11 protein-coding genes are annotated in these 9,216 nt (G+C 67.7%); 4 read left to right on the forward strand and 7 right to left on the reverse strand.

Annotated features, from left to right (window positions below):
• Positions 1–6: 6 nt before the first annotated feature.
• Together B4V04_RS06405 and B4V04_RS06410 are read right to left on the reverse strand one after the other, a co-directional pair.
• Positions 7–132 carry a hypothetical protein gene (locus tag B4V04_RS06405; RefSeq protein WP_498230172.1) on the reverse strand — a complete coding sequence of 42 codons (126 nt, stop codon included), beginning with the start codon at positions 130–132 and terminating at the stop codon, positions 7–9.
• 113 nt (positions 133–245) lie between these two features.
• Positions 246–782, reverse strand: a complete 537-nt coding sequence (locus tag B4V04_RS06410) for an inorganic diphosphatase (protein WP_498230174.1) — start codon at positions 780–782, stop codon at positions 246–248.
• Positions 783–1,131: 349 nt separating this feature from the next.
• On the opposite strand from B4V04_RS06410, the gene B4V04_RS06415 reads away from it, so the two are divergent.
• On the forward strand, positions 1,132–1,491 hold the full coding sequence (locus B4V04_RS06415) for a PadR family transcriptional regulator (RefSeq protein ID WP_144799759.1): 360 nt from the start codon (positions 1,132–1,134) through the stop codon (positions 1,489–1,491).
• A 203-nt stretch (positions 1,492–1,694) separates the two neighbouring features.
• On the opposite strand, the gene B4V04_RS06420 is transcribed toward B4V04_RS06415, so the two are convergent.
• Entirely contained in the window at positions 1,695–2,384 is a 690-nt protein-coding gene (locus B4V04_RS06420; protein WP_498230176.1) for a DUF7108 domain-containing protein, read from the reverse strand.
• Complete coding sequence (gene rnhA / locus B4V04_RS06425; protein ID WP_498230178.1) at positions 2,371–2,967, reverse strand: ribonuclease HI; 597 nt, start codon at positions 2,965–2,967, stop codon at positions 2,371–2,373. Before rnhA ends, B4V04_RS06420 begins: the two co-directional genes overlap by 14 nt.
• Positions 2,968–3,313: 346 nt before the next feature.
• Between rnhA and B4V04_RS06430 the strand changes: the two genes are divergently transcribed.
• Positions 3,314–4,306 carry a transcription initiation factor IIB gene (locus tag B4V04_RS06430; RefSeq protein ID WP_498230179.1) on the forward strand — a complete coding sequence of 331 codons (993 nt, stop codon included), beginning with the start codon at positions 3,314–3,316 and terminating at the stop codon, positions 4,304–4,306.
• A 44-nt stretch (positions 4,307–4,350) separates the two neighbouring features.
• Here the strand turns inward: B4V04_RS06430 and B4V04_RS06435 are convergent, their stop codons facing one another.
• A complete protein-coding gene (locus B4V04_RS06435) occupies positions 4,351–5,283 on the reverse strand; it encodes a DUF7282 domain-containing protein (RefSeq protein ID WP_498230181.1) in 933 nt (310 codons plus the stop codon).
• 286 nt (positions 5,284–5,569) lie between these two features.
• On the opposite strand from B4V04_RS06435, the gene nreA reads away from it, so the two are divergent.
• A complete protein-coding gene (gene nreA / locus B4V04_RS06440) occupies positions 5,570–6,898 on the forward strand; it encodes a DNA repair protein NreA (protein WP_498230183.1) in 1,329 nt (442 codons plus the stop codon).
• A 65-nt stretch (positions 6,899–6,963) separates the two neighbouring features.
• Entirely contained in the window at positions 6,964–7,230 is a 267-nt protein-coding gene (locus B4V04_RS06445; RefSeq protein WP_498230185.1) for a preprotein translocase subunit TatA, read from the forward strand.
• A gap of 482 nt (positions 7,231–7,712) precedes the next feature.
• Here B4V04_RS06445 and B4V04_RS06450 read toward each other — a convergent pair whose 3' ends face one another.
• Positions 7,713–8,009, reverse strand: coding sequence for a DUF7130 family rubredoxin-like protein (locus B4V04_RS06450; RefSeq protein WP_498230187.1), 297 nt, complete (start codon positions 8,007–8,009; stop codon positions 7,713–7,715).
• Positions 8,010–8,114: 105 nt separating this feature from the next.
• Entirely contained in the window at positions 8,115–9,113 is a 999-nt protein-coding gene (locus B4V04_RS06455; protein WP_498230189.1) for a radical SAM protein, read from the reverse strand.
• Between the last annotated feature and the right edge of the window lie 103 nt (positions 9,114–9,216).

Below are 9,216 nucleotides of genomic sequence, written 5' to 3' on the forward strand. Positions count from 1 at the left end.
GAGCGATTACGCCTCGGCGTCGCCGTCGGAGTCATCCGTGGACTCGCGCTCGCCGTCGCGGCGCTCGGGGTCGAAGTTGGCGGGGACGACCGTCGGGTGGTCGATGCCGACGGACGGGGTGCTCGCGCTCATGGCTCTGTCAGTGCGTAGGCGACGCGGCGACTAAAAATTACCCATGGGCATAACGCATGTCGCCCGCGGGTGGGTATATCCGGTGGTTATTCGCTTCGCTCCCGGTTTCGAGACTATTCGCCGAACTCCTCGGCGTACAGGTCCTGCGCGTGTTCGATTGCCGCTTTCGCGGCCGCCTTGTCCTCCCACCCGAGGGTCTCGACCTCCTTGCCGGCCTCGAGGTTCTTGTACGTCGAGAAGAACTCGTCTATCTCGTCGCGGATCTGCTGGGGGATGTCCGCGAGGTCCTCGATGTGGTCGAAGCGGGGGTCCTCGGTGGGCACCGCGATCACCTTGTCGTCCTGCTCGCCGTCGTCGTCCATCTTCATCAGCGCGACGGGGCGGGCCTCGACGATACAGCCGGGGAACGTCTGGTCTTCGACGAGCACCATCACGTCGAAGGGGTCCTCGTCGTCGTAGTACGACTGCGGGATGAAGCCGTAGTCGTACGGGTAGTGGACGTTCGAGTGGAGCACGCGGTCGAGGACGACGCCGGGGATGTCCTTGTCGTACTCGTACTTGTTCCGCTCGCCCTTGAGACACTCCACGACCGCGTAGATCTCGTCGGGCGCGTCCGGGCCCGTCTCGAGATCTTCCCAGAGGTTGACCATGTGCCCCGTATTCGGTCCATCGGTAGCAAAGTCCTTTCGGGTTCTCCGCGCCGTCCTCCCGACGATGCGGTATCGGTCGCTCCGCTCCGGACTCGCTTCCCGAAACCGGCGATATGATCTGATTGATCGGTTGTCACATTTCGTTCGAATTTTTTGATTTCTCTAACAGATCGTCACGGATACGCCGCTTCGACCGGTGATCGTTCGGATACGGCGCTCGGTCCGAATCGGTGGCGTCGCATCCGATGACACCGATACCGGCGGGAATCGAGGTGTTTTCCGCGGTTAGATATTTAAATACTGACGAACCTTGAGAAAGGTTATAAGTTCGGCTTCCCTTCAGTTAACCATGTCAGAGGCACAAGCAGTTACTGACACGGAGGCACCGCGGCCGGCGTCGGACCTAACGGCGTTCCAACAGAACATCCTCGCGATCCTGTCGGAGGAGCCCATGTACGGGCTCGCCATCAAGCGCGAGCTGGAATCGTACTACGGCTCCGAGGTCAACCACGGACGGCTCTACCCGAACCTCGACGACCTCGTCGCGGACGGGCTCGTCGAGAAGAGCGAGCTCGACAAGCGGACGAACCAGTACGAGCTGACCGAGGCCGGCCACGACGCGGTCCTCGGCCAGCTGGAGTGGGTCCTCGACCGGTTCGTTACCGACGAGGCGCGCGGCGACGAGATCCGCGCGCTCCTCGGCGAGTAACGCCCGAGAACCCCGCGAGACGCACCGGCGCGAAACCGACACCATTCTGGCACACGACGCGCGGTGAAAACCGCGCGCTTCCGACCTCCTGAGCGACGGCGTTGTCGTCGTCGATGTCGCCCTCGTTGTTGACGCCGCTGTCGTCGTTGACGCGGTTGACGCCGCAGCCATCGTCGACGCCGCGATCGGCGATACGGGTTCGACTACGACTCCTCCGGCCCGTCGACCTCGGCGGCGGCCGCCTCGATCACCGCCAGCGACTCCTCGACGACGGCGAGCTGCTCGTCGGTCGGCCAGCCGTTCCGCGGCAGGTACTCCTCGCGGAACTCCTCGCGTACCTCGGGGGTCGCGTCGTCGACCGCGCGCACGTAGTGGTTGCTCATGAACGCCGCGAAGCTGCGGGCGGTGTCGGCGTGCGTCTCCGCGTGCGCGTCCGCGATCGCGTCGGCGACCGCCTCGTTGTAGGCGGCGATCTCGTCGTATCGGTCGGCGTCGCCCGGCCCGGACAGCGACACCTCGACGGCCCGGTCGGTGGTCTCGATCCGGTCGAGCTGCACCGTCCCGTCGGCCATCCACTCGTCGGGGTACAACACGAGGGTGTCGTCGTCCTCGCGGAGCCGCGGGACGTAGTCGTGGCCCGCGACGAGCTCGTCGCGGCGCTCGCGGTAGAACGCCGCGGCCGCGTCGTCCTCGGTCCGCCCGGCGAGCCGCGTGAGCCGCTCCGCCTCGTCGACGACCTCGACCGGCACGTCCGGGACGCGGTCGTCGTCGTCGCTCGCGGCCTCTTCGGCCGGGCCGCCGTCGCCGTCGCTCGCGGCGTCCTCCTCGGCCGCCATCACCTCTCGGGCTCGCTCCTTCGCCCACTCCGGGGGGTCGTCATTAGTTCGCGTCATCGAGTGCCTCGTTCGCCAGATCGTCGGCGCGCGCGTTTATCTCTCGCGGAACGTGGCCGATCGACCAGCGGTCGAACCGCGCTAACAGCTCTCTGGCGCGCACCCGCTTCTCGCGGAGTTCGGGGTCGTTGGCGTCCCACTCGCCGCGCACCTGTTTCACGATCAGCTCCGAGTCGCCGCGGACGTCGATCGCCTCGAAGCCGTACTCGTCGGCCGCCTCCAGTGCCCGGATCAGCGCGGTGTACTCGGCCTGGTTGTTGGTGACCGTCCCGATCCGCTCGCCGCCCTCGGCGACGACGCCGTCGGACGTCACGAGACACCAGCCGACCGCGCCCGGGCCGGGGTTCCCGCGGGAGGCGCCGTCGAAGTAGACGTGCGCGCGGCCGCCCCCCTCCCGGAGGAGGTTCGTCAGCCGTGTCGGGTCGCTCCCCTGGACCACGACCTTGTCGTCGTACGCGACGGCGACGGCGCCCTCGCGCTCGGCGCGCCACCGCTCGTGGGCGGTGTTTCCCGTTTCGATCCGGACGCCGGCGTCCTCCAGGCGGGCCCGCGCGGTCGCCGGATCGCAGTCGATCGTCGGCATTCGATCCGAGTCCGTGCTCGCCGGACAAAGGGCTGTCCGTCCGGCGGGGGAGCCGCCGGCTCCGGCCCTCCCTATTTAAACGACCGAATGTATGGGGACCGAATACGGGGGGAACGCGTCTCTTCCTCCCGCCGTGGTGACCGGACCGTCGTTCGAGGCGGGCAGACGCACCGCCGAACCGACCGAACGGAGGCGGACCGGACGGTGACCCGCGAGGCCGAAGCGCCGGGACCGACGCGGAATCTGCCGACGGCGCTCGACGCGATCGTCGGCCGGCGGCTCCGCATGACAATCCCTCTCCCTCACGAACTTTTAAGTTAATCCGTTCGGATATTATATAAATGCGATGACACGGCCAACCCGGCAACGGGATCACGACCGGCAGCGTGTGCGGGACGAGGACGCCGACGAGACCGAAACCGACGCCGAGGGGGTCGACGCGGGCGAACTGGACCCCGAGGACTTCGAACCGGAGGAGCTCACGAGGACCGCGGACGGCGAACTGATACACGAGGAGAGCGGGCTCATCGTCGAGGAGGAGCAGATCGATCCCGGCCCGGAGTGGCGCGCGTTCAACCACTCGGAGCGGCAGTCGAAGTCGCGCGTCGGCGCCCCGACGACGAAGACGATGCACGACAAAGGGCTGACGACGACGATCGACTGGAAGGACAAGGACGCGTACGGGCGCTCCATCTCCTCGAAGAAGCGGTCGCAGATGCATCGGTTACGGAAGTGGCAGGAGCGCATTCGGACGAAGGACGCGGGCGAGCGGAACCTCCAGTTCGCGCTCTCGGAGATCGACCGCATGGCCAGCGCGCTCGGCGTCCCCCGCTCCGTCAGGGAGGTCGCCTCGGTCATCTACCGCCGCGCGCTCAACGAGGACCTCATCCGCGGGCGGTCGATCGAGGGCGTCTCCACCGCCGCCCTCTACGCCGCCTGTCGCAAGGAGGGAATCCCCCGGTCGCTAGAGGAGATCTCCGACGTCTCCCGGGTCGATCGCAAGGAGATCGGCCGGACGTACCGCTACATCTCCCAGGAGCTCGGCTTAGAGATGCGTCCGGTCGACCCCAAGAAGTACGTGCCTCGCTTCTCCTCCGAGCTCGAGCTGAGCGAGGAGGTCCAGTCGAAGGCCAACGAGATCATCGAGACGACCGCCGAGAAGGGGCTCCTCTCCGGGAAGTCCCCGACCGGGTACGCCGCCGCCGCCATCTACGCCGCTTCGCTGCTCTGTAACGAGAAGAAGACCCAGCGCGAGGTCGCCGACGTCGCGCAGGTGACGGAAGTCACCATCCGCAACCGGTATCAGGAACAGATCGAAGCGATGGGAATCCACGGGTAGCTCACGCCGAACCGCACCGGAGGGTGCGGAGTCGGGGCGCCGTTCTAACAGCCGTCGGAGAGGCCGACTTCCGCGGACTCGGCGACGACCTCGCCGTCGCAGCTGTAGTGTCCGTCGGCCTCGGAGCCACAGCGACCGTGGTCGTAGGTCTCGTTCCCGTTCGTCTCGCGATGGGCCATCGCCTGCAGCGTCTGGTCCGCCGCGAGCGGTTCGTCGAGCGGGACGGTGACGTCGGTGTGGCTTCCGGCCGGGAGGTAGTCGCTGACGCCGAGCGTCGCGTGGTCCGGCCCGTGGACGGCCACGTAGCCACCGTCCGGAACCGTCACAGAGTCGACGACGACCGCGTCGCCGGTCGTCGTCTGCGAGGAGAAGGAAACGGTGGCACAGGTTTCGTCGTCGTCGTCGTCGTCGGAGTCGGTCGAATCGTCCCCCTCGTCGGAGTCGGTCGAACCGTCCTCGTCGTCGGAGTCGGTCGAACCGTCCTCGTCGTCGGAGTCGGTCGAACCGTCCTCGTCGTCGGAGTCGGAGACCGTCAGCTCGGCGGTCGCCGTCTCCGCGGCGCTCTGCTGGTTGACGACGAGGGTGACGCTGGTGGTCCCCGCCGTGCCGGGGTTGACGACGTCCGCGAACCGGACGACGAGTTCGTCGCCCTGCTGGAGGGAGTAGTTGCCACCGAACCCGACGGTGAGCGTGGTGCCGTCGTCGCTGGCGCTCACGCTGCTCACGTCGTCGGCCGCGGAGACGTCGACGGTCGCACCGTCGGCGTCGTCGCCGCGGTCGATTCCGACCGTCTGAACGTCCTCGGCGCCGACGTCGCTCACGTCGGCCGCCTCGTAGTCGAGTACGAGAGAGTTCCACGAGCTCCCCACCGCGTCGCCGTCGACCGTGACGGTCGCGGTGTGAGTCGTCGTCGCGCCGGGCGCCGTGCTGTCGGCCGTCACGTCGCCGTCCGTCGCGGCGGTGACGGTCGACGTCAAACCGAGACCGCCGACTGATGCAGCGAGTAGTCCGAGCGTGCGTCGTCGTGTAGATCCTGTCATTGTCTGAGTCGGGTCACCGGCTGGCGCGCACCGTCGCTCCGGCGGCGCGTTAACGGGGACCCGAGGAGGTGATCGGGGCAGTTCCATTTCATTATCAGCATGGTAAATGCCGTGAAACGAAAGGGACCGAGCGGGAACCGCTGCCCGCCGTGGCGCGACCCGCCGACGGAACCCGTCGGCCGGGGCGACACCGTCAAGTCGCACTCGGGCCTACTGTCGGTGAATGCGGCTCGACGAGTTCATCGAGTTCGAGGCGAACGAGCGCGCCGAGCGGCGGCGCCTCGCCGCGGAGAAGGACTACGGCATCCTCGATCACCTCGACTCCTTCGAGCGGCGCTTCGACGAGCACGTCTCCGACGACGCCGTGGTCGGTAGCGTCTCCCCCTCCATCTTCGTCGGCCGGTCGAACTACCCGAACGTCTCGACCGGCCTGCTCTCGCCGGTCGGCCGCGAGGAGCGCGCGGACGCGTTCGAGACCTCCGCGTCGTGGTACGACGAGGGCGTCTCCATCTCGGACGTGTTCGACCGCCGGACGAGCCTGCTCAACTCGGCGCAGGGGGTCGACGTCAGGGACGTCGGCGCGACCGGCGGGGTCAGATCCGTCAGTGGCGGCGCCGGTCCGGCGGAGAGCGTCCACGACGCGTGGGACGGCTGGCTCGGCGTCCAGCGCGAGGTCGCCATCGCCGACCGCCCGGTCGACGTGGAGATCGGGCTCGACGGGCGACCGGACCTCGACTTCGACGTCGGCACGCGGGACATCAAGACGCCGACCGGGCCGCGCGCGGCCGCCCGAACCGCCGAACTCGGGGAGAACCCGCACGTCCCCCGGCCGGTGCAGAAGACCCTCGAGGACGACGACTGGCGCGCGGAGGGGGCGATGACGTACCTCTATCGCCGCGGGTTCGACGTGTACGAGATCAACACGATCCTCTCCGCGGGCGCGCTCGGCCGCGGCGCGGACCGGCGGCTCGTCCCGACGCGCTGGTCGATCACCGCGGTCGACGACACCGTCGGACAGTTCCTCCGCGGCTCGATCCGTGATAATCCGACCGTCGACCGGATCGAGGTCCACCGGAACGAGTACCTCGGAAACGCCTTCTGGGTGATCCTGGTCCCCGGCCGGTGGGAGTACGAACTCGTCGAGATGAAGTCGCCCGGATCGATCTGGAACCCCGACCCCGCGGCGGGCGTCTCCCTCTCGGCCGCCAACGAGGGCCGCGAGGGCCGGACCGGCTACGTCGAGGAGACGGCCGGCGCCTACTACGCGGCTCGGCTGGGCGTCCTCGAACACCTCGACGACCGCGGGCGACAGGCGAAGGCGCTCGTCTTACGCCACGTCTCCGACGATTACTGGGGCCCCGTCGGCGTCTGGCAGGTGCGCGAGGCCGTCCGGAACGCCTTCGAGGGGGAGCGCGGGACCGCCGAAACGTTCGGCGAGGCGGTCCACGGCGTCGCCGAGCACCTCCCGGTGTCGCTCGGTCGCCTCCGGCGGAAGTCGACGCTCGCGGCCGGCCTGCAGGCGAACCTCGGCGACTTCGTCGACGGCGGGTGAGCGCCGACCGCCGCGGGAACGCCCTCGCCCCGATCGTTTTAGTCGCGTCGCCGAGTGGGTAGCCCATGGTCCCCACGATCCCCGCGTTCGGCGGCATCCCTGCCGGTCCCGAACTCGTGATCATTTTGATGATCCTCGTGCTCCTCTTCGGCGTTCCCATCGTTCTCATCGCGGGAGCGGTGCTGTTCCTCAAACTGCGCTCCGACGACGAGGAGACGGACGCCGACCGGATCGCGGAGCTCGAGGCGGAGGTCGAACGGCTCCGCGAGAAGGTGGACGACGAATCGGACGAGAAGGCCGAGCGCGACAGCGAAGACGACGATCACTTATAAATGAACGGTCGGCGCGTGCCTCCGAGCGCCCAGCGGGCGCGAGGAGCACGCGCGAGGGAGCCGGTGAGCGCTCGGAGAGCGCGAACCGCGAGGCTGGGGAGGTGTGAGGCTGCGGTTGCTGTGCGGAGCGGGACTCAAAGGGGCAGTCGCGAGGACGGCACAGGCGACGCAAGCACCGCAGGGAGCGAACGAAGTGAGCGATCGAGGAGCGCAGCGAGCGTGCGCCGTCCTCGCGGCTGGGGCTTTGGAGGTGGTCACCGTGAAGTAGCCGAGTGCATATCACCGAGCGGCTGGGGCTTTGGAGGCGGTCACCGTGAAGTAGCCGAGTGCATATCACCGAGCGGCTGGGGCTTTGGAGGCGGTCACCGCAGAGAGATCGGTCACGTATAGCCGAGCGGCTGGGGCTTCGACACTGTTCACCGTCGGTCTGCGGTCGGTCACTTATAAGTGGCCGAGCCGATGGCGCGGTGTCCGCGCCGGGTTCAGTCCTCCGCCCAGTAGTACAGCTCCTCGCGCGGCGCGTCGCAGTTCGGGCAGTTCTCGGGGAGCTCCGTCCCGATCTCGCCCATCTCGCCGCACTCCCAGCAGCGCCACATCACGTAGGCGGTCCCGAACACGTCGCGGGCGTCCGTGAGGCTCAGCGACGCCGACCCGGACGGCGACGAGACGTAGAAGCCGTCGTCGTCCACCCCGCGGACCGTCCCGAGCTGGTCGCCGTCCTCGTCGTACACCGGTTGTCCGATGCTCACGTCGGCGAATACGGGTTCTTCGGAGGCCATGCGCGGGGGTACGGACCGACCCCTCATAAGTGTGGTATGTGAAGCCGTCGCACGATCGGTCGAAACCGCTCCGAAGCGACGCGGAAGCGACGACCGAGAAGCCGCTCAGGCGACCGGGGTCCGCTCGACGACGGTGCCGTCGACGGTCGGGTACTGCTCGACGATCTCCCCCTCGTCGAGGTCGCCGTCCTCGACCATCTCCTCTAAGAGCCACCACGCGACCTCGACGTGGCTCGATTTGACGGTGTAGAACTCCTCGGGAACGCCGAGCGCCTCGAAGCGATCGGGGTCGGCGAACGCCTTCCCGTAGACGAGGGTGCCGTCGTCGGTCACCTCGTCGAACTCCCGGCGGATGTTCTTCGCCATCCGCTTGAGCCGGTTCCGGTGTTGGGCGGCGTCCTTGAACACCGACGTACAGAAGTACACCTTCTCGTGGCTCGCCATCTCGGAGACGATCGCGTCGTCCTTCGACCCCTCGACGGCGGACATGTGGCCGTCCTGCAGCTCGAACCCCTCCTCCTGCATCCGGCGGTAGTTCCCGTCGGACATCTCGAACTCGTTGATGTTACAGAACTCCGCGGCGCCCTCGTCTAAGAACTCGAGGAACTCCGTCTCCGCGCGGATGCCGGGGATCTCGAAGGCGGGCGTGAGCCCCTCCTCGCGGGCGATGTACAGGATCTCCTCCCACTCGGTCCCGTGCATGTCGCCCCACAGCTCCACCGGCGGGTGGAAGCGGATCTCGTCGAGCCCCGCCTCCGAGAGGCGGCGCATGTTCTCGCGACCGCCCGTGATCCCGGTGTACAGATGGGTGTGGTGGTCCTCGCCGAACTCGTCTTTCAGCAGTTCGAGGTACCGGGTCGTCTTCGCCATCGCCTCCTGCGGTTCCCCGCCGGTGATCGAGGTGCCGAGCGCGCTCATGCGCTTTGCCTCCGCGATCACGTCCTCGTCGGACTCGACCTTCCGCTCGTTGGCGTACACGTCCGTGACGTTCTTCCGGTTCTCTCCGAGAGGGCAGTAGAAACAGTCCCGCTGGTCGCAGTAGCCGTAGACGAACAGCACCATCTTGCCGCCCTTGGCGCACTGTTCACAGCCCTTGGAGATCATCTACCCCCCTCTACCGCCCGCGGCCTCAAAAAGCGTGCGAACTCCGCGTTCCCGGGAGAGGCGTTGTCACGCGGTCGTCGCGGCCGCCACGGGCGGAAAATAT

This window comes from Halorubrum sp. B52 (assembly GCF_059752555.1).

What these genes read in the sequence shown, in the direction of transcription:
- rnhA (WP_498230178.1), bottom strand. Translation starts at nt 2,967, where the DNA reads ATGCCGACGATCGACTGCGATCCGGCGACCGCGCGGGCCCGCCTGGAG.
- B4V04_RS06410 (WP_498230174.1), bottom strand. Translation starts at nt 782, where the DNA reads ATGGTCAACCTCTGGGAAGATCTCGAGACGGGCCCGGACGCGCCCGAC.
- B4V04_RS06420 (WP_498230176.1), bottom strand. Translation starts at nt 2,384, where the DNA reads ATGACGCGAACTAATGACGACCCCCCGGAGTGGGCGAAGGAGCGAGCC.
- B4V04_RS06415 (WP_144799759.1), top strand. Translation starts at nt 1,132, where the DNA reads ATGTCAGAGGCACAAGCAGTTACTGACACGGAGGCACCGCGGCCGGCG.
- B4V04_RS06445 (WP_498230185.1), top strand. Translation starts at nt 6,964, where the DNA reads ATGGTCCCCACGATCCCCGCGTTCGGCGGCATCCCTGCCGGTCCCGAA.
- B4V04_RS06430 (WP_498230179.1), top strand. Translation starts at nt 3,314, where the DNA reads ATGACACGGCCAACCCGGCAACGGGATCACGACCGGCAGCGTGTGCGG.
- B4V04_RS06405 (WP_498230172.1), bottom strand. Translation starts at nt 132, where the DNA reads ATGAGCGCGAGCACCCCGTCCGTCGGCATCGACCACCCGACGGTCGTC.
- nreA (WP_498230183.1), top strand. Translation starts at nt 5,570, where the DNA reads ATGCGGCTCGACGAGTTCATCGAGTTCGAGGCGAACGAGCGCGCCGAG.
- B4V04_RS06455 (WP_498230189.1), bottom strand. Translation starts at nt 9,113, where the DNA reads ATGATCTCCAAGGGCTGTGAACAGTGCGCCAAGGGCGGCAAGATGGTG.
- B4V04_RS06450 (WP_498230187.1), bottom strand. Translation starts at nt 8,009, where the DNA reads ATGGCCTCCGAAGAACCCGTATTCGCCGACGTGAGCATCGGACAACCG.